The organism is Shewanella sp. cp20 (assembly GCF_000832025.1).
Taxonomy (GTDB): Bacteria; Pseudomonadota; Gammaproteobacteria; order Enterobacterales; family Shewanellaceae; genus Shewanella.
Map to the genome: position 1 here is coordinate 1 of NZ_JPII01000053.1, position 18,769 is coordinate 18,769.

The window sequence follows — 18,769 nt, forward strand, 5'->3', positions numbered from 1 at the left end:
CTCAAGACGAAACCTGCGGGCAGCGTCTGTATCATTTTTCTACTGCGTTATCGCTCATTGATGTAGCACACCACATTACAATCGCTCTGCCTTGTATAGAACCGATACAGAATGCTGCAAAAATGAACGCGAAAGATAAACAGGCCCTAGGCTCCCTAGAGGTCGGTTTCCAACTCGCTGCCACACTTGTCACAATAGAGCGCCGAGACTTCGTGGCCCATCTTGAGGCAGTTGCTGCAGCGGCGTAGATCTTTCTTACGCACCATCTCCTGGGAGATCTCCGAGGTCAAGATACCCGTGGGAATCGCGATAATGGAGTAACCGATCAGCATGGTCAGCGCGGCGATCCCCTGGCCGAGAGTGGTCTGGGGCGTGATGTCACCATAGCCCACTGTGGTGATGGTCACTATGGTCCAGTAGATCGACTTGGGCATGGAGGTAAAACCATGCTCGGGTCCCTCCACCACATACATGATGGCGCTAAGCACCATGACGATCAGGCTGACCGAGAAGAAAAATAGAAAGACCTTGCGACTCGACTGCATCATGGCCCGCAGCAAGAGGTTACCCTCGCTGAGGTAGCGCAGCAGCTTGAGCACACGAAATATCCGAAACAGACGCAGCACACGGATCACCAGGGTGAAGCTGGCGCCAGGGAAGATGAGCGCCAGATAGCTGGGCAAGATAGAGAGCAGATCCACCACGCCATAGAAGCTGCGGGCATATTGTGCGGGCTGAGCGGAGCAGTAGAGTCTGAGCATGTACTCTAAGGTAAAGATACCGGTAAAGCACCACTCGGCGATACGGATCCAATCGCCATAACGGTTATGTATGCTGTCTATGGTGTCGACAAACACCAGGGCGACGCTCAACACGATGCAGACGATCAGGCTGATGTCGAAATAACGACCGGCCGGGGTGTCTGTACCGAAAATAATCTGTCTAAGCTTCTGTTTACGCGCCTCTTGCGGGGTCTCATCCATCTAAATCAACAATCCTTTTCTCTCGTCATCGAAGACGCCAATTCCACCCACTATGATGCAACATGGAATTAACCGATCCAGCTTAATCTAAAATAAGGTATGATGAACACCCAAGTAGTGGCTTTATTTTACCGAACCAAGACGATGCAGACATTTTTTAAACAACTCCTGCTGCTTTGCCTACTCGCTCCGTTAGGGGTTACCTGGGCGCAATCGAGCGGCTTAAGCTCGCCCCATAGCGCCAGCAAGAGCCAGATTGGCAAGGTAGATCTGGTGGTGGTCAATAAGTCTGAGGCCAGCATGCTATTGATGCGTCAAGGTAAAGTATTAAGACGCTACAAGATTGCCCTGGGCGATCGCCCGGTGGGCCACAAGCTGCAAGAGGGCGATCAACGCACCCCAGAAGGTCGTTATATCCTCGACTACAAGAAGGCCGACAGCGCCTATTACCGCGCTATCCATATCTCCTATCCGAATGATGAAGATAAACTCAGGGCCGCCGCTCTGGGTATCAATCCCGGCGGACAGATCATGATCCACGGCCAGAACCCCAATTCCTCACTCACGCCGGATGAAGCCCAGCGCCTCAATTGGACCGACGGCTGCATCGCCATCAAGAATGAGGAGATTGACGAGTTGTGGCGCGCCGTCGATACGGGAACCCCTATCGAGATCTGGCCATAAGACCGGTTTTCAACCCGCTTGCAGATCCCGGTGCGCGGCGCTAATCGCTAAGCCGATAGCCAAGCCAACACGCAATATTGAGTCCAGACAAGATAGATTACAATGACAACCGAATCACAAACTTCTCACCAGCCGACTTTTGCCGCGCTCACAGCCCAGTGGCCCGGCTTTAGCCAAGCTATTTTAGATTTCATGCAGGAGCTAGGACTCGATGGCCTGGGCCTTGAGTGCGATCACGCCGCCCTTAGGGTCAACACAAGCCAAGGCGCCGATAGCCTAAGAGATGCCTTCTGCCGTCAGGGAGAGATCATCTCAAACAATGTGATCAACGGCCGCCCCATACTCATCATCGCCCTCGATACGCCCTGGATGCTGGGCGAACTGGCGATAGACTGTATCGAACTGCCCTACCCCGGCAATAAAAGCTACCCGGTCGAGGGCTGGGAACATATCGAGTTAGTGCTGCCAGGCGGCGCCACCACCACAGACACTTTGTGCCAGCAATTACTGGCACGGGTTCCGACGCTTGCCCCTGTGCTGGCGCAAGAGACAGAGATTAAGGTGAAGATGAACTCCCCCCAGGGGGAGCATGAGCGCCTGGCTAACCCTACCATCGCATTCAAGCGGGGAAATCTCTGTATTAAGGTACATCCCCACGGCATTAAGACGGTTATCGCCTCAGAAGCCAAGTAGGCTCTTATCAGCGCAGTAGACAGGTACCAAACAGTAATCAGCCAAGTGACTATCGAATGATAAGCGACAGTCACTTGGCTTCTGGTTTGCGCCCAAAGCTGCTAGCTAAGCGGGCTTAATGTTCTGATTGACCCTAAACAGGTTGTTCGGATCGTACTGTTTCTTCAGCTGCCGCAAGCGCCCGTAGGTCTCACCATAGGCTGACTCGGTGCGGTCGGCTTCATCATCGGTCAAGAAATTGATATAGGCGCCGCCGCTGGCAAAAGGCTTGGTCTTATCGAAGAACTCCCGCGCCCAGGCGATGCAGCGTTTATCGTCATCGGCAGACTCCCAGCGAACGTGCACATTTAAGACGTACTGGGCATCTCGTGCTGAATATGCCATGGCATCGGCTGCTGGCAGACAAGTTGCGCAACCTATGGACGCGATGAAGATCTCACATTGCTCTGTGGGCAGGGTGCCGGCGTATTCGATAGCCGTATCGATAGCCGCTTCAGTCAACTGAGTAAAATTGTGGGATTTCCAGTAATTACGGGCACCAGGTGTCAATAGCGGATCGAAGGCTTGCTGCCAGGCAGCGAAGGGTTGTACACCCACATGCTCACCCACAGGTGTGCCAAATTGACGAAGCGGTGCGATCAGTTTCTCACCTTCGACAGGATCGCCGGCATAGCATATCGCCAGCACTATCACCTCTTTGCCGTGTACCGTTTCGGGTAAAAATGGCAGCGGTGGTGCCTTGCGAGCAACCATCCAAACACTCAGTTCATCGGGGGCGTTGGCGGTAAAGTTAACAAACTGACTGATAACAGACTTTGCCTGCTCGAAGGGAAACACTATCAGACCGCTGAGAACGTCGGGCCCCAGAGGATGCAGTTTAAACTCAAACTGAGTGACTATGCCGAAGTTGCCGCCACCGCCACGCAATCCCCAGAATAGCTCTGGCTCACTGGCTTGGCTGGCAACAAGCTGTTTGCCGTCGGCGGTCACCACATTAGCAGAGACCAGGTTATCGATAGTCATGCCAAACTTGCGGCTTAACCAACCAAATCCACCACCCAGGGTTAACCCTGCTATCCCCGTGGTGGAATTGATCCCCACGGGTGTAACCAGGCCATGTTCTTGCGTGGCTGAATCCACATCCTCCAGCGTACAACCCGGATCGACCCAAGCCGTTTGTTTGTCGGGATCCACCCTGACCTGTTTCATCAGTGACAGGTCGATCATCAAGCCATCGTCACAAAGGGCCTTGCCCGCGATATTGTGGCCACCGCCACGCACCGAAATCAGTAGTTGATTCTCTCTGCCAAAGTTAACGGCTTTAACGACATCCTCTGCCGAGGTGCACCGGGCAATCATCCCCGGTCTGCGATCTATCATGCCATTCCAGATCTGTCGCACCTCGTCGTAGTCGCTGTCTTCGGGAAAAATCACCTCGCCACTAAAATCAGCCTTAAAGCTGTCCACCTGAGATTGTTGTAAACCTTTCATATAAGCTGCCTCTTATGCGTCACATCGTCGCGCAAACAATGTATTTGCCAATAAGTGCTATGCTCATTCCCTCAAGTTCAACATCTTTACATCGTGATTCTATTTAGAGTAATACCAATCGTAATAAATAATTGATCATGCTAGCTGGTTAAAGCGCTCGATAACGGTATTAGTATTTTTAATTGTAAAATAATTACTTATCTAAAAATCCTGCTTTGTTCTCAAGCGTTTTTCCTGCGCTATTTGCGATCACATACTTACTGTGATTGGTATAAGGGCTTTCTATAAGGATTAAAATTACTGCATTTCAAAAGAGCATCAGTCTTTATGTTAGTAGAAACTCTCCCGTTTGGATAACCAGACTCATTCGCAAAAACAGCGAGAGCCATTAGCGACACCAAACGGGTAAATCCTTTGCCCTTACTGTTTTTCGATATACAAGATAACTTCGCCGACTTTGAAGCCAAACTTGCTCATCTCGGTCTTGTTAAACAAGCGCTTTTCATCGAGCAGAAACATCCAATCATCCAGGGTTACCTCATAGATCTCACCATCGATGGGGATCTCGAGTTGATATTGCCAGAACAACGCCGCGCCTCGGGTGCGGCCGAGGGCGATGCCCACCACATCCTCGGCGCTGCCTTGATAGGAACCATCGCTAAGCTTGGTCAGCTGCCAGGTGCGAGTGGTACGCTCGCCATCGTCGAACACAAACCACTCCTTGATCTCACCGCTATCCCCCTGCCAGTGAGCCAACAAATCGACCTCGAAGCGCCTGATAAGTGTACCCGAGCGGTCAAGCACTATGCCGTAGGCCTTTAGCTTACCGTCGAAAAACTGATCCAGATGCAGCGCCGGGCTGGTATCGCGATAATCCTCGAGTGATGCACTACCGCAGCCGCCGAGCAGCAACACTAGACAGGACAAACCTAGTAAAATGATCTTTTTCATTGTCTTAATCCTAATAAACCTTGCCTGAGCTCAGGCTCTGAGGTGCGCTCAGATAACCAGATGGCCAGAAACGCCTCGCCAAAGGTTTGATCCTGGATCTGTCCCAGCTCCTCGTCACCAAAGTAGAAATGACTGTCGCCCTGTGAGTTCACCCATAGCGTCAGGCTGTCGCCCTGGCGCACGTCGGGCCACAGGTCCATAATATGTGCCTGCCAAGGCGCTATCTGCTCGTCGGAATACCCCAGGTGACGCCACTGGTCTATGGTCGCCTCAATAAGCGCATCACTGTCGATATCTCGGTAGTAATTGATCCTCAGCGCCTTGTCACCAGCGGCCTGATACTCAGGGGCTGCGCCATACAGCTCGGCGCGATACAAGGTCCAAAATAGATACTGCATCTCGGCGCTACCTATCTTGTGTAACCGGTCGAGATCGGCTGCCTGAACATTCAGGCTAAAGAGTAATAGCAATAGATATTTACCCATGACTCACCTCACTTTCTTACCTGACTCACTTGCTGCGCAGATAACACCCCCTGCCCCCACACCAACAAAGGCAGGAGCAATGCCCAAACCGGCGCCGTGACCAACCAAAAATTGAGATCGGACAGTGGGGTCGCCAACGCCCCCAGGCTCAGGCCGGCCCAGTAGCTACCCGCCCCACCGAAGGCACCAATAAGCATCAGCCAAGGCAGGCCGAGCCGTGACAGCGCGCGCAGGCTATGGTTAAGACTCATCAAGAAGATCACCCAAAGAAGGGCTAGCCAGAGAGGAAATACCGACTCGATGCCGCGAAAACAACCGAGGGCAATCAGCACGCCATCGACCAGCAAGCCTAGCGGCAGCAGCGCCATCAGCCTCAGATCCGCTTTCAGACTGGGCGACAGCAGACAATGCAAGATGATCAGCCCAGAGATGATGTAGCTGGCCGATTGCGTCAGCCAGGCCGCCGACCACCAGGCAAGCTGGAACAGGCCAAGGTTAATAAGCCAGAACGCTTTCATCCTGAGCCCCAAAATACCTGGGCTTACGGGCAACCAGATGATGAGTGGCGATCAGCCGCTCCTTGAATGCCCCTTCGCAGTAACAGAAGTAGAATAGCCAGAGACGCTTGAAGCTGGCGTCATAACCCAGTGCCTCCAGCTCCGGCCAGGCCTGCTCGAAGGCCTGACGCCAGTCATACAGGGTTCTGGCATAGTGCAGGCCAATATCTTGCAGATCGCAGATCACCATGTCGGTCCGATTGGCGATCTGCTCGCTCATCACGGCTACCGAGGGCAGACAGCCACCGGGGAAGATATATTTCTGAATGAAGTCGACGCCCCTGCGATACTTGTCATAGCGATCATCGCTGATGGTTATGGCCTGCAGCAGCATCTTGCCATCTTGCTTGAGTCGCTTTGAACAGGTCTCGAAGAAGGTTCCCAGGTATTCGTGGCCCACGGCCTCTATCATCTCTATGGAGACCAGCTTGTCATACTGCCCCGTGAGGCGACGATAGTCCTGCTTGAGCAGGGTTATCTGCTCACTAAGGCCAGCCTCTTCTATCCTTGTCTTGGCATATTGATACTGGGCATCGGATATGGTGGTCGTAGTAACTTGGCAGCCATAATGCTGCGCCATATAGATGGCCAGCGCGCCCCAGCCTGTGCCTATCTCCAGCACATGCTCGCCCGGCTTGAGCTCCAGCTTGTCGCAGATGGTACGCAGCTTATTTTGCTGCGCCTGGGCCAGGCTCTGCGCCGCTTCATCATAGAGGGCGCAGGAGTAGAGCATACTCGAATCGAGAAAGCGCTCGTAGAGCTCGTTGCCTATGTCGTAGTGAGCAAGGATGTTGCGCTTAGCGCCCTGCTCGGTATTACGCTGACTCAGCCTTAAAAACAGATGCTTGATGCGGGTCAGCCAGGCCATCTTCTGCTCCAGGGCATCCAGCCTAGTTTGATTGCGGGCCATCAGCTGGATCAGGTGGGTAAGATCAGGGCTGGTCCACTTACCGTCGAGAAAGGCCTCGGCGGCGCCTATGCTGCCGCCCTGAATAAGATCCCGATAGAAGCTGGGATCCAGCACCACTATCTCGGCATTAAAACTAGAGGTTAGCTCACCAAATTGCCGACGTGTGTCGCCTTCAATCAAGGTGATACGTCCCCCCTGGAGCTGCTCCAACAAGCGGATGACCAGGGCGCGATATCTTGGCTTAGCGCCGCGCTTAACGGCCTCGTTAACTGCTGCGCCGCGAGGCTTCACGCCGTTTTCTTGTTTGATTATCTGTTCCATCTCTACCTCGCTAAATGAAATACTCTCTGATTCAGGCTCTATGTTGCGCCGCCCCGTTGGTTACGCCCGCGGTGATCTTTGCTACTTGGCCGACTCACCGACATCGGGATGCGCGATAAAAGGCACTCGCTTAACAAACAGCTTAAGGGCCTGCCAGTAGATCCCCAGGACCATCTTCACCGTCATCGCCGGGATCCTGAGCCAGGTGCTCATCAGGTTGCTTGGGGTGATCCCCTGCCTGTCGAGCGCCAAAGTGGCATCGAACACCTTAGTGACCCCCTCGGTCTCCCGATGGTTTTCGATATGCACCAGCGCCTTGGCCGCCGGCGGCGACACCCGCCAGTGGTAGGTCATCTCCATCTCCATGAAGGGCGATACATGAAATGCCTTGTTAACCTTCATCTCACCCTCCAGGCTCAACAGGTAATAGTGCCTCTGATTCCATGGCGTATTACTCACCTCGGCCAACATGTAGCGGCAAACTTGCTGCTCGTCGTAACAGAAGTAGAAGTTGATGGGGCTGAAATAGATCCCCAGGCAGCGGCACTGGGCCAACATCACAACCCTGTTGTCTGCCTGCCAACGTCCACCGAGTGCGACGACTTTCTGGGCAATACGCTGCTTAAGGCTACCGGGTTCATTTTTGAGGTAATCTTTTTCATAAAAACGTATGGGGTTGAACCAGCGCTGGCCAAACAGCCAGCTGCGGGCGGTGACCGTCGGCAGTTCGTCGAGATCCAGCCCCATCATGTAGAGACGATAGCCGAAGGCATGTGGGATATCGCCAAACCTGCGATGACGCACCTGGCCCGTATAGATACCGCTATGCTCATCAAGCTCTCGAGGGCTGGACGAGCCTTGACCCAATGCACTCATAGACTCATCCCGAAGCGCTTGGTGACATCAAGGGCACTGCGCACGCCATCTTCATGAAAACCGTTGTACCAGTAGGCGCCGACAAAATGAGTGTGAGCCTTACCGCAGATCTCCAGGCGCCGCTGCTGGGCCGCGACACTGGCTTCGTTCAGCACGGGATGGTGATAGACGAAGCGGCGCAGCACCTTGTCATCCTCTATCTCTTCACTCTGATTCAGGGTGACACAGAAGGTGGTATCACTCTCTATGCCCTGCAGTATGTTCATGTTGTAGGTGACGCAGGCCGCACGCTCGAGATTATCATCCAGCATGTAGTTCCAGCTCGCCCAGGCCAGTGGCCGCTTAGGCAATAACTTGATATCTGTGTGCAGCACGACCTCGTTACGGCTGTAGGGGATGCTCCCCAGAACCGCTTGCTCCTCGGGCGTGGCATCCCCCAGCAGCGCTAGCGCCTGATCCGAGTGACAGGCGAAGATCACCTCATCGAATACCTGTGTCTCGCCCCCTTGCATCACTAGCCTTACCTCACCATCCTGGCGATACACGTCCTGGATCTTACTGCCCAGACGCACAGGACAAGACAAGCCGGAGAGGATCGCCTCAACATATTGGCGGGAGCCGCCAGGCACCACATACCACTGAGGCCTGTCACTGATGTTAAGCAGGCCATGGTTATAGAAGAAGCGGATGAAAAACTTAAGCTCGAAGGCCTGCATCTCTTTCAGGCTGGTCGACCAGATGGCCGCCCCCATCGGCAGTATGTAGTGCTCGCTGAAAAATGATGAAAAGCCATGCTGCGCCAGAAACTCCCCTAGGGTCATCCCCTCGGGCACGGCGTCCTGGCCATAACTCTCCTTACAGAGTCGATTGAACCTTAAGATCTCACTCAGCAGACGCCAGAAACGGGGGCGAAACAGGTTGCGCCGCTGGGCAAACAGGCTATTGAGGCCGTGGCCGTTATACTCGAAACCAGTCTGACGGTTATGGACGCTGAAGCTCATCTCGGTGGCCTGTCCCTCAATGCCAAGCATGGCCAGCAGGCGATTGAAGTTGGGGTAGGTTCTGTCGTTAAACACGATAAAGCCAGTGTCTATGGCGTAGTCGCGCCCCTGATGATTTATATCGACGGTGGCCGTGTGTCCGCCCACATAGTCGTTCTGCTCAAACAGGGTCACCTCATAGTGCTTGTCCAGCAGATAGGCGCAGGTCAGGCCCGAGATGCCCGAGCCGATAATGGCAATTTTCTTCATGGAGACACCATCCTCATGGCGAGACGACGCCAGAGTGAAAAAGGTAACAGCGAGAGGCCACGCATCACCAGGATAAACAGGCGCGGGAAGCGTATGTCACGCTTGCCCTTGGCGATACCACGCATTATGGTGTCGGCCGCCTCCTCGGCGCCGATCATCATGGGCATGGCGAAGGTGTTGCGATCGGTGAGCGGTGTCTGCACAAAGCCCGGATGCACCAGGGTCACCTCTATCTGATGTCTCGCCAGGTCGATGGCCAGCACCTTGGCCAGATAACTCAGTCCCGCCTTGGAGGCACCATAGGCTTCGGCTCGTGGCAGCGCGAGTAGCTGAGCGCTGGAGCTCACCAACACCAGGCGACCGCCGGGTCTTAACCTTGGTAACCAGGCCTGCAGGGCATAGCCGATGGCGATAAGATTGATATTGATGATCTTCTCGAAACGCTTGGCATCGAAATTAAGCGCATCGTCGATATATTCGCAATCCCCGGCGTTGAGGATCAACAGATCCAGCGGATCACTGGCCGCAGGCAGCTCGGGATAGCTATCATACTGGGTCAAATCGAAACAGAGGGCATGGATATTTGCCGATGCCTGTGTAAGCGTATCTAGTTTTGCCTGGCTGCGTCCGCAGGCCAGTACCTGGTGACCGGCATTGGCATAGCCAAGGGCCAGCTGCTTGCCGATCCCCGAGGTTGCCCCTGTGATCATTAGCTTCATGGCGACCTCCCCTAGCGCACGGCGCGGCGTTTTACCGCGCGTATCAGGCTGCCGAGCAATGGCAGCTGTTCATATAACATGGCGCCGACATCGAAGTAATCCCTGTGATAGATCACCTTGTTGTCCTTGGCCCGCAGTTGAGAGTGCCCCTCGACCTCAATGGGCTGGCAGCCATTAAGCTGTTTGTGTCTGAAGGTCATGGTCCAGTAGACGGCGGCCTCGCCCTGATGCTCTAAGACCGACGCTATGGTGAAGTCACAGCTTATCACCTGGTGATAAAGCCCTTGAAAATAGCCCAGCAGGCTATCCAGCCCCTCGACGCGATGTAGGGGATCGCAAAACACTACGTCGGGATGATAGATCTGGCGCAGCCCCTCCAGGTTCTCTGTGCCGAGGTCGCTATACACGGCGATAAAATTTTGTAACCACAAGGCGTTTGCCATCGTCTTTGTCATCCTACTCCACCTTATAAAACGCCAGCGCCCTTTGACGCGCCGCCTTATGGTCCACTATCGGCGCGGGGTAGATCTCACCCTTGCCCTGACTCACCAAATAGTCGTGGGGGAAGTGGATCTGCTTGTCGGGCACCTCACTTAACTCTGGTAGATACTTACGGATGAAATCGCCCCGAGGATCAAATTTTTGGCTCTGGGTGATAGGGTTGAAGATCCTAAAATAGGGCTGGGCATCACAGCCCGTGCTGGCCGCCCACTGCCAGCCGCCGTTATTGGCACTAAAATCACCATCGATCAGCTGCTGCATAAAGAAGCGCTCGCCCTTGTGCCAGTCCACCAGCAGGTGTTTAGTCAGAAAACTGGCCACTATCATCCTTAGACGATTGTGCATCCAGCCGGTGCGGCGCAGCTGTTTCATGGCGGCATCGACTATGGGATATCCTGTACGTCCCTCGCACCAGGCCTGAAAGTGCGACTCGTTATTGGGCCAGGGCAGCGACTCATACTTGGGCTGAAAACTCCTGCCCTTGATGAGATCGGGATAGTGAAACAGCAGATGTTTATAGAAGTCGCGCCAAATCAGCTCATTGAGCCAGGAAAAGGCGGCGTGCTGGGAGTCATAGATCACCTCTGGATGACGCTGCACCAGTTGCAGTGCCAGCCAACGTGGGCTGATGGCGCCTATGGCTAAGTAGGGAGAGAGCCCCGAGGTGCCCTTGATGGCGGGAAAATCACGCCGCTCACTATAGTCGAGCAGCTTCTCCTGCCAAAAAGCGGGCAAGAGCTTAGTCATCACCTGCTCACTATCGGGCCAGATACTGGAGTCCGCTAGGGGATAATCTAAGCTAAAGGCGTCGGCACTGCCTGCCAACACCTCATCACTCGTCAAAGGTTTCTCAAGTGTCGGCGTCGGCACACACTCTATGCCTCGAGCGGCGACACATTTAAGCCAGGCCTTCTTGAAGGGGGTAAATACCTTAAACATCTCCCCCTGCTGATTGAGCACGCTGCCGGGGGGCAAGATACAATCGTTTTGCCATAGCCTCAGCTCCAGGCCTGTGGCCATTATGTCGGCGTCACGCTGACGCTCATCGAGTTCTGGCTCGCCGTTGGCCAGCAGCAGAGTGATTGCGTTAGCGCGGAAAAAGTCACACAGGACCTTTACCTGATCGCTAAAGTCAGCGGCCGATAACACCAACAGCTCGATGCCATACTCAGATAGCCGTTTATGCATTAAGTTAAGATGGCGTCGAATGAGATCGGCCTTGATCGGCGCCATATCATGCTTATGCCATTGGGCCGGGGTGGCGATAAAGACCGCCTGTTTTACCCCAAGGCGAACCGCCTCACTCAAGGCGGGGTTGTCATGGAGGCGAAAGTCCCTTCTCAGCCAGAGTAGTGCGCTCAATAGCCATACCTCAGTCTCAGCTCCTTAGGATGAGGATTGAGATAGGCCTGCTGCTGCAGGTACTCGTTGGGATACTCGATAAGGTGATGCTTAATCAGCGTCAGTGGCACCAACAGTGGCGACAGCCCCTCGCGATAGGCGGCGATCTCCTCGGTCAGCTCACGGCGCTTATGCTCATCGAGCTGACGCTTAAAGTAGCCCTGCAGATGCTGCAGGGTGTTGGTATGACTGCGACGGGACGCCTTATTCTTAAGGGCCTGCATCAAACCAGAGATATAGCGCTCGCCCTGCTCCTCGACACCAATATCGGCGCGGCCCAGCAGACGCCCCAGCTCTCGGTAGCTCTGTACATGATGGCTCATCACCAGGTACTTATGGGCACTGTGAAACTGGATCAGCTTGTGCCGGGTCAGCCCTTCGGCCTTAAGATCCAGCCACTTCTGATAGGTAAAGATACGTGTGGTGAAGTTTTCGCGAATGATGGGGTCATTCAACCTGCCGTTCTCCTCACAGGGCAGCAGCGGATTGGCCTTCATCACCTGCTCGGCGAATACACCAACGCCTGTAGACTCAGAGCCTTTACCATGGTGGTGATATACCTTCACCCGCTCCATGCCACAACTCGGGCTCTTGGCACAAAACACGAAGCCCGCCAGATCCTGATAGCCTTGGGCGGCCTTAGCGCCGAACGCTTTCAGGGCCTCGGTCACATCGCCGCTGCCGTCGGGGCGAGAGACGGTGATGATATTGTCCTTAACGATCTGCCTGATGGTTGGCCTAGGCACCGGCAGGCCGATGGCCATCTCTGGGCAAACGGGCCTAAACTCGGCAAACTCCGCCAGTTGTTCCATGCAGAAACCGGACTTTTTGTGGCCTCTGTCGAAGCGTACCGGCTCCCCCATCACGCAGGCACTTATGCCTATCTTCAATTTCTTCTTCATGTCGCCTCCATTTAGCAGACCAGGCATCAAGGAATTAGTAGATAAAACGTCCGATTGGGTTAAGCAGCTGGCTCATTCCCTGGGTAAAATGGATCGCATCGCTGGAAACCGTGAGGCAGACACAGCCCTCTTCGGTCACCGGCTGATGGGTGTGCTGGCCGTCGAGCCAGATAAAGTCGCCCTTGCGATACTCGCCCATCTCATCGGTGAAGCTGCCCTGCAGCAGCAAGGTGATCTCGAACCCTTTGTGGGTATGACAAGGCACGCTGCCGCCTTTATCTATGTGCAGCAGGCTCATCCTGAGATCGCCATCATCCAGCGCCAGGCGCGAGCGTGACAGCTTGCCCATGCCCTGCCACTCCCTGAGGGGAATCGACCTGAGCGCCGTCGGCAGCGCGATACGCTCTCCTCCCACGGCAATTTCGGTAACGGTTTGCGGCAACTGCCGCTTGTCATCGGCTTCCTCGGCCGTGATGGCGGCGATACACTCGTCGAAATCTTCTAGCTCGAACTCAAATTCGCCGGCCAGTTCGCTTGTCATATCGGTTACAAGCAACTCATCGCCTGCTGTCTCGTCAGCAAGTTCGCCAAAGGCGTCGATGGCAGCCTGCTGGGTTAAACGCTGCACCGATCGGGCACATTCGGCGCACAGCTCGACGTGGCTCGACACCAATACGGATACCGAGGCGGGTAAGTTACCGGCAACAAACTGTGCCAGCACGTCAGAAGTGGGATGGTGATTAATCATGCTGCTGGTCTCCCATCTGCTGCTTGAGTTTCGCCAGGGCGAGCCTGAGTCTGGATTTAATGGTGCCTATGGGTACGCCGAACTGCTGTGCCAACTGCTCCTGGGAGAGTTCCTGATAGTAGACACCCTTGACCACGGCGCGTTGTGCCTCGGGCAGGCTGTCGACATAGGCAAGCATCTGCTTCTCCATCAGATGGTCGGCAAATTCAGGCAGTGACTCTTCGCTCTGCACCTGCTCGATAGGCCAGATGTCGTCGCCGAGATTCATCTCCGCCTTGGCCTTGACACGCCTGAGCATATCGAAGGCGGCATTACGCATCACGGTATAGACCCAAGTGGTGGCCGCGCCCTTGTCACCGTCATAGAGATGCGCCTTGCGCCAGACATTACTCATGGTCTCCTGCACCAACTCGTGTGCCTGAGCCTCGTTGCCTAGCTGCTTGATACCGAAGCGTTTAATCTTAGGCGCAAAAAATTGAAACAACCGGGTAAACGCCTGCTTATCCCTCTCATCGGCGACTCGCACCAACCAGACAGACAACTCTGGCGGTACCTGCGTCTCTGGATGACTGTTAATGTTCGCACTCCCTTTATCCGGGGCGCCTGCGCTAACAAATGTCTGCATCTGAATTCACGTATGACCCATAGATAATCGTCTATACGCAGGCGCCGGCAACTTGGATCAATTAATTTTGTCCTGACCCAAAATAAATGTATCGAGAAACGACTTTGCCTGAGGAAAACTGTTAGGCAAGATGAATTTCTCCTTCTCATTCAAAGATAAAGGCAATATCTCTAAAAAGCGAGCGCAGACCCAATCCAGCCGATTAAATTCTGGCTGAGGGTAGAGTTGCGCCAATGGAGGATGTTGTACAAACAGCTCGCTGAGGGCCTGCCCCAGCTCGCCGCGCCGAGCACTGGGCGGCTGAGCAGGCCAATGGTCGCGATAGCGACAGCGCGCCATCAACAGGCCGTCACCACGCATCTCGAATCTGTCCAGGCTCACCAGATGGCTGGCCCTAACATCGATAACCAGTAGGCCATCTTCGCCATGATGAAAATCGACGATCTGTACCTTGGTGCCCCAATCCGGCACATTGAAGTCAAAGGCCTTATCGTAGCGAGCGATCACGAAGCCGCTGCCGCTGGACTCGTCCGCCATGGATTCTGTAACCATGGCAAGATAACGCTGCTCGAAGATCCTCAGGCGCTGCACGCCGCCCGGCAGCACAAACAGCGGCAGGGGAAAGACCGACAGAGTCTGCTCCGCTATCTTGGTGGGCTGCTGTTGCCGCGACTGGGTGAGATCCGCTTGCTGCGCCCCGGTAGCAGGGCTGGTTTCATGGGTGATCTTCATACTGACTTACACGACTCTTCTGCTTAAATGCTTTCCAACGCAGAAATCAAAGCGCAGTAGCTTTGCTGCTCACGATGTCTGCTTGACCTATAACTTGATTACGCAGCGATACCAAAAATCGATCACCCAAACGCCAGATGGGTTAAGAAAGCGACAAATCAAGGAAGAGATAAACAATGAGAGACATGAAAAAGGCGACCCTTGGCCGCCTTAACTGATATCAAGTTCCACTCTCCTTGTCAGAGAGCACTTTGCACTACTTGACCTAATTTGCCTGTTTGGTCTGTTTGGCCTGGGTTTGACGCTCAAGCACGCTCGCCATGGACGGCACTACGGTCACAGGATCCAGGCGCATCTGGAACCAATTGAGACGCCAGTCCAGGTGTGGCCCGGTGGCGCGGCCTGTGGCGCCCACCTCGGCAACGGGTTGACCCTGTTTGATGGTCTCACCCGGCTTAACATAGAGCTTGCTCAGGTGCAGGAAGCTGGAACTCACCCCATAGCCGTGGTCGATGATCATGGTACCGCCAGAGTAGAACATATCGGGCACAGAGAGGGTCACCACGCCATCGGCCGGCGCGACCACCACGGTGCCTGTCTTGGCCGCCACATCCACACCATAGTGGGGATTACCCGGCTTACCGTTGTAGACACGCTGACTGCCATACACACCCGAGATGCGCCCGGTCAGCGGCCAGATGAAATCTTTAGCAAAGGCGGTCTGGCCCGAGAAGGTGGCTCTTGCCGCCTTGACCTGCTTGCTGTCTTTGGCCGCGCGTGCCTGAGCCTTGGGGTCTGGCTTCATGATCTTCTTGGCGATGCCGTTGACCTTGTCGATCTTGTATTGCTTCTCGCTGATTTTAAGCGGCATGATCTGCGTCAGACCGTCGGGATACACCAGCTTAAGCTCTTGACTAAGCGCCGCCTGGCGCTCGAATCCGAAGGCAAACAGACCTTCGGGACTCACCTTAACCGGTTCGCCGTTGAGCCATACCTGAGTCCCCGCCTGAGCCAGGCCGCGAATAAGCGCCCCCTGCTCCATCTTGCCACTCAAGTTAACCTCGCTCAGGTTCACCTCGGCCTGAACGCCCGCGGCGCTTCCCAGACAGAGTATCGCCGCAACTAAGCGCAACAAGTTCACATTCGACTCCTTCTGATTAATACTCATAAATCGTCTGCCAGGCTTTGGGCAGCTTACTTAGGCCTGAGCGCTTAGGCTTGGCTTGCCCCTTTAACCGCGATAGCCCCCTTGCCCACGCCTTCGTAGGCGATCACCTTAAATGAGCTGTCGCTATTCTCGTTAGCCAGGGTGGTGGCGATAAAGTCGGCCAACAGCTCTACCGTGGTATCGTGGGGAATGATCTCGCAGCGCTTCTTGGGCATGGCCAGCTGAAAATCGCCCTGTGGCGCCACATAGTGGAACCCATAGTGGGTCTCATCGCTCACCACTGTCTGTGGCGACAGCTCCAGCTCGTCCACCTCGACCAAGTCATCTTCAGAGCCGAGATAGATATCTTTCCAGCGACGGGCCCAGTACTCGTCCCACTTAGGCGCGGCGACACCATTTTCAAACACGTTGATCGGGCTGCGGTGACCGTGGGCGATCCGCTGGCAGTTACCGTCGTGTTTCTTCAGGCCATGAGAGTAGTGGTAATAAGGGGTCTCGTGCAGCTCGTTACGCAGGGTCAATGCGATGCCCTGAACGTTGTCCGGCAGCACCTCTTTCAAGGCTTTCTGCAAGAAGGCGTTCACGCTGTCGAAATCGATGATCTCAGTGGGGATCAGGGCAAAGGCCTGAGCGGGACAGGCGAGATGGATATCTCCCTGCAGGCTGTTGAAATCCATCCAGACACGATCGCCCTGCTGCTGCCATCTCACCTCGGCGCAGGCGGTAGGGATAAGCAAACGGTGATCGGCCACATCGTCTATGGTGCTCTTGATGGTGCGCTTTACCTTGGCAAAGTCCAGCACCATGTTCTGATCGTCCAGGCCACCATCGAGCAGCACGTCGACAATCCAGCTCTCCCCGACCATGCCACGGATAGGGCACAGGTAAGAAAAATCGATTACGGTTAAATCTCTAACAAAAAGTTGCATTTACGCTCCGTAGGCAGAAAAACAGTCCACCTTATTTGATCCCTCCGGCAAACGGCCGACGGACACATTTGTTTCAACAGTACTGTTGTTTCAGCAGATAATTTCAACTCATCTGCGATATTTTAGCAAGTCATGCAGCGGTTAAGCGTTCGTCGTCTAACCAAACCGACTCACATTATACCAATCACAATAAGTATGTGATCAGAAATAGCGCAGGAAAAACGCTTGAGAACAAAGCAGAATTTTTAGATAAGTAGTTATTCTACAATTAAAAATACTAATACAGTTATCGAGCGTTTTAACAAGCTAGAATGATCAATTATTTATTACGATTGGTATTACACATCATCAATGAAAAAAGCGCCTAATACAGACGCTTTACACTGGCGCTAACTCGCCCACTGTTGTGGGCTTAGCTATGGTTTATTGGCCACCCTTGAGGCGACGGTCCAGCTGATCTTTGAGGTTAGCCGGCACGCCCTTGATCAAGATGGAATCTGAGATAGGGTCATAGATCACTCGCTCACCCAGATGCTGGCCATCGAAGCTGATGGTCACGCCACCGCCTGTGCCCGAGAACTTCTTGAGCTGACGCAGGGTCGGCTTATCGCCGGGAAACTCCTCTTCCAGCTCATAGTCGCCGCCCTGGGCGAAGTCATAGAAGGAGTCCATACCGGCATCGGCCAGTTCATCGGCCAGATCTTTGAGCTGAATATCGGCGCCGCTGTCGACCCGCTCGGTGCAATACTCGAACACCTTCTCGCGGCACTGCTGGCGCTCATCCTTGGTCAGCTCGCTGCTGGCGACAAAGTCTTCTACCGCATTCATCAGCGACTTGTTCTGCGCCTTGGTGTTAACCCCTTCGACACATCCCATGAAGTCGAGGAAGAAGTCGGCAACTTTACGCCCGGCACGGCCGCGCACGAAGGAGATATACTTGAGCGAATCCGGATCAGCCTGCCATTCGGTCAGGTCGATACGCGCCGCCAGCTGCACATTGTTGAGATCCAGGTGGGTATTCTGCGACAGCTCCATATCGTCAAGCACCGTCATCGACGACTTGGCGTTAAGCAGGGAGACAAACAGGTAATCGCTGGTCATATAGGTGTAGCAGGCAAGCAGTAGGAAACCGCCCTGGCTGAAATCATACTTAGCCAGCTCCTCTTGCAGCAGCTGCCCCGCTACGCCAGAGAACTCGACAAACCCTAGTTCGCCACCCAGATACTGGCTAAGTGCCTCTTTAAACTTGGGATTGGCCTCACCATCGTCGCCGTGGGTACCAAAATGACCAAAACCCTTACCCGATTTGCTGGTGTAAGTTTGGTGCAGCTCTTCGAGCATGGCTTCGACGGCTTGACTATTTAGTAGCGGTTGTGGACGCAATCTACAGCTGAGCTGGCCTTCGCCATCTTGGGATATCGCGTGAATAATTGCTTGTTCGACGTTAATACTCATAAGCCTCGATAGTGATGTTGGTAGAAATCCGTTATTATATGCCGCTATTTCAAATTAAAGTGAAAAAATTTTTAAATATGGCTATCCAATCTAAATATTCAAACGCCCAGGTCGAAGCCGTCATCGCCGAGATCCTGGCTGTACTCGACAAGCACCAGGCGCCAACCGATCTCAGCCTGATGGTACTGGGCAACTGTGTCACAGATCTGCTGATGCGCAAGGTGCCAGAGGCGGCACGCGAGCAAGTGGCCGAACAGTTTGCCAAGGCGCTGACTCAGTCGGTAAAAAGCTAACACTAACGGCTAAAAAAGCGGTTTTTGTTCGCAAAAAACTGGCCAATCCGCTTTAAAAAAAATTAAGATAGACAAGTATTTCAACTAATAACGGA

The 18,769-nt window shown here is 54.2% G+C and carries 21 protein-coding genes; 3 read left to right on the forward strand and 18 right to left on the reverse strand.

The features are described from left to right. Nucleotides 1-155: 155 nt before the first annotated feature. Nucleotides 156-983 (reverse strand): ion transporter, encoded by an 828-nt coding sequence (locus DB48_RS18740; protein WP_041511715.1) that lies wholly within the window; start codon nucleotides 981-983, stop codon nucleotides 156-158. Between the two features lie 144 nt (nucleotides 984-1,127). On the opposite strand from DB48_RS18740, the gene DB48_RS18745 reads away from it, so the two are divergent. Together DB48_RS18745 and DB48_RS18750 are read left to right on the forward strand one after the other, a co-directional pair. Further along, nucleotides 1,128-1,667 (forward strand): L,D-transpeptidase family protein, encoded by a 540-nt coding sequence (locus DB48_RS18745; protein ID WP_041511743.1) that lies wholly within the window; start codon nucleotides 1,128-1,130, stop codon nucleotides 1,665-1,667. 102 nt (nucleotides 1,668-1,769) lie between these two features. Next, nucleotides 1,770-2,360, forward strand: coding sequence for a VOC family protein (locus DB48_RS18750; RefSeq protein ID WP_041511716.1), 591 nt, complete (start codon nucleotides 1,770-1,772; stop codon nucleotides 2,358-2,360). Between the two features lie 105 nt (nucleotides 2,361-2,465). Here the strand turns inward: DB48_RS18750 and DB48_RS18755 are convergent, their stop codons facing one another. From DB48_RS18755 to yejK, 17 genes are all read right to left on the reverse strand, one after another. Continuing rightward, nucleotides 2,466-3,851, reverse strand: coding sequence for an FAD-binding oxidoreductase (locus DB48_RS18755; protein WP_041511717.1), 1,386 nt, complete (start codon nucleotides 3,849-3,851; stop codon nucleotides 2,466-2,468). Between the two features lie 420 nt (nucleotides 3,852-4,271). After that, nucleotides 4,272-4,802 (reverse strand): DUF3833 domain-containing protein, encoded by a 531-nt coding sequence (locus DB48_RS18760; RefSeq protein WP_041511718.1) that lies wholly within the window; start codon nucleotides 4,800-4,802, stop codon nucleotides 4,272-4,274. Then, the gene (locus DB48_RS18765) at nucleotides 4,799-5,287 is read right to left on the reverse strand and encodes a chalcone isomerase family protein (RefSeq protein WP_041511719.1); all 489 of its coding nucleotides are present in this window, start codon (nucleotides 5,285-5,287) and stop codon (nucleotides 4,799-4,801) included. The genes DB48_RS18760 and DB48_RS18765 overlap by 4 nt, the downstream gene beginning before the upstream one ends. A gap of 8 nt (nucleotides 5,288-5,295) precedes the next feature. Next, nucleotides 5,296-5,805: a DUF2878 domain-containing protein gene (locus tag DB48_RS18770; RefSeq protein WP_052813868.1), complete on the reverse strand. Its 510-nt coding sequence runs from the start codon at nucleotides 5,803-5,805 to the stop codon at nucleotides 5,296-5,298. Beyond that, a complete protein-coding gene (locus tag DB48_RS18775; RefSeq protein ID WP_041511720.1) occupies nucleotides 5,783-7,075 on the reverse strand; it encodes an SAM-dependent methyltransferase in 1,293 nt (430 codons plus the stop codon). Before DB48_RS18775 ends, DB48_RS18770 begins: the two co-directional genes overlap by 23 nt. A gap of 81 nt (nucleotides 7,076-7,156) precedes the next feature. After that, complete coding sequence (locus DB48_RS18780; protein ID WP_052813869.1) at nucleotides 7,157-7,951, reverse strand: DUF1365 domain-containing protein; 795 nt, start codon at nucleotides 7,949-7,951, stop codon at nucleotides 7,157-7,159. Continuing rightward, nucleotides 7,948-9,201 (reverse strand): NAD(P)/FAD-dependent oxidoreductase, encoded by a 1,254-nt coding sequence (locus DB48_RS18785; protein WP_041511721.1) that lies wholly within the window; start codon nucleotides 9,199-9,201, stop codon nucleotides 7,948-7,950. Before DB48_RS18785 ends, DB48_RS18780 begins: the two co-directional genes overlap by 4 nt. Then, on the reverse strand, nucleotides 9,198-9,920 hold the full coding sequence (locus DB48_RS18790) for an SDR family NAD(P)-dependent oxidoreductase (protein ID WP_041511722.1): 723 nt from the start codon (nucleotides 9,918-9,920) through the stop codon (nucleotides 9,198-9,200). The genes DB48_RS18785 and DB48_RS18790 overlap by 4 nt, the downstream gene beginning before the upstream one ends. Nucleotides 9,921-9,931: 11 nt before the next feature. Next, nucleotides 9,932-10,375, reverse strand: a complete 444-nt coding sequence (locus tag DB48_RS18795; protein WP_200890565.1) for a nuclear transport factor 2 family protein — start codon at nucleotides 10,373-10,375, stop codon at nucleotides 9,932-9,934. A gap of 1 nt (nucleotide 10,376) precedes the next feature. Continuing rightward, nucleotides 10,377-11,783 (reverse strand): deoxyribodipyrimidine photo-lyase, encoded by a 1,407-nt coding sequence (phrB, locus tag DB48_RS18800; protein ID WP_041511723.1) that lies wholly within the window; start codon nucleotides 11,781-11,783, stop codon nucleotides 10,377-10,379. Continuing rightward, on the reverse strand, nucleotides 11,780-12,724 hold the full coding sequence (locus DB48_RS18805) for a YbgA family protein (RefSeq protein WP_041511724.1): 945 nt from the start codon (nucleotides 12,722-12,724) through the stop codon (nucleotides 11,780-11,782). The genes phrB and DB48_RS18805 overlap by 4 nt, the downstream gene beginning before the upstream one ends. A 34-nt stretch (nucleotides 12,725-12,758) precedes the next feature. Beyond that, entirely contained in the window at nucleotides 12,759-13,472 is a 714-nt protein-coding gene (locus DB48_RS18810; protein ID WP_041511725.1) for a ChrR family anti-sigma-E factor, read from the reverse strand. Continuing rightward, nucleotides 13,465-14,097 (reverse strand): sigma-70 family RNA polymerase sigma factor, encoded by a 633-nt coding sequence (locus tag DB48_RS18815; RefSeq protein WP_041511726.1) that lies wholly within the window; start codon nucleotides 14,095-14,097, stop codon nucleotides 13,465-13,467. Before DB48_RS18815 ends, DB48_RS18810 begins: the two co-directional genes overlap by 8 nt. Before the next feature lie 57 nt (nucleotides 14,098-14,154). After that, entirely contained in the window at nucleotides 14,155-14,829 is a 675-nt protein-coding gene (locus tag DB48_RS18820) for an LON peptidase substrate-binding domain-containing protein (protein WP_052813870.1), read from the reverse strand. A gap of 265 nt (nucleotides 14,830-15,094) precedes the next feature. Beyond that, nucleotides 15,095-15,871, reverse strand: a complete 777-nt coding sequence (locus DB48_RS18825) for a M23 family metallopeptidase (RefSeq protein ID WP_235375446.1) — start codon at nucleotides 15,869-15,871, stop codon at nucleotides 15,095-15,097. A gap of 170 nt (nucleotides 15,872-16,041) precedes the next feature. Beyond that, the gene (locus tag DB48_RS18830) at nucleotides 16,042-16,926 is read right to left on the reverse strand and encodes a 6-carboxytetrahydropterin synthase (protein ID WP_041511727.1); all 885 of its coding nucleotides are present in this window, start codon (nucleotides 16,924-16,926) and stop codon (nucleotides 16,042-16,044) included. Between the two features lie 423 nt (nucleotides 16,927-17,349). Further along, complete coding sequence (yejK, locus tag DB48_RS18835; protein WP_041511728.1) at nucleotides 17,350-18,381, reverse strand: nucleoid-associated protein YejK; 1,032 nt, start codon at nucleotides 18,379-18,381, stop codon at nucleotides 17,350-17,352. A 77-nt stretch (nucleotides 18,382-18,458) separates the two neighbouring features. On the opposite strand from yejK, the gene DB48_RS18840 reads away from it, so the two are divergent. Beyond that, nucleotides 18,459-18,674, forward strand: coding sequence for a YejL family protein (locus tag DB48_RS18840; protein WP_041511749.1), 216 nt, complete (start codon nucleotides 18,459-18,461; stop codon nucleotides 18,672-18,674). Nucleotides 18,675-18,769 lie beyond the last annotated feature (95 nt).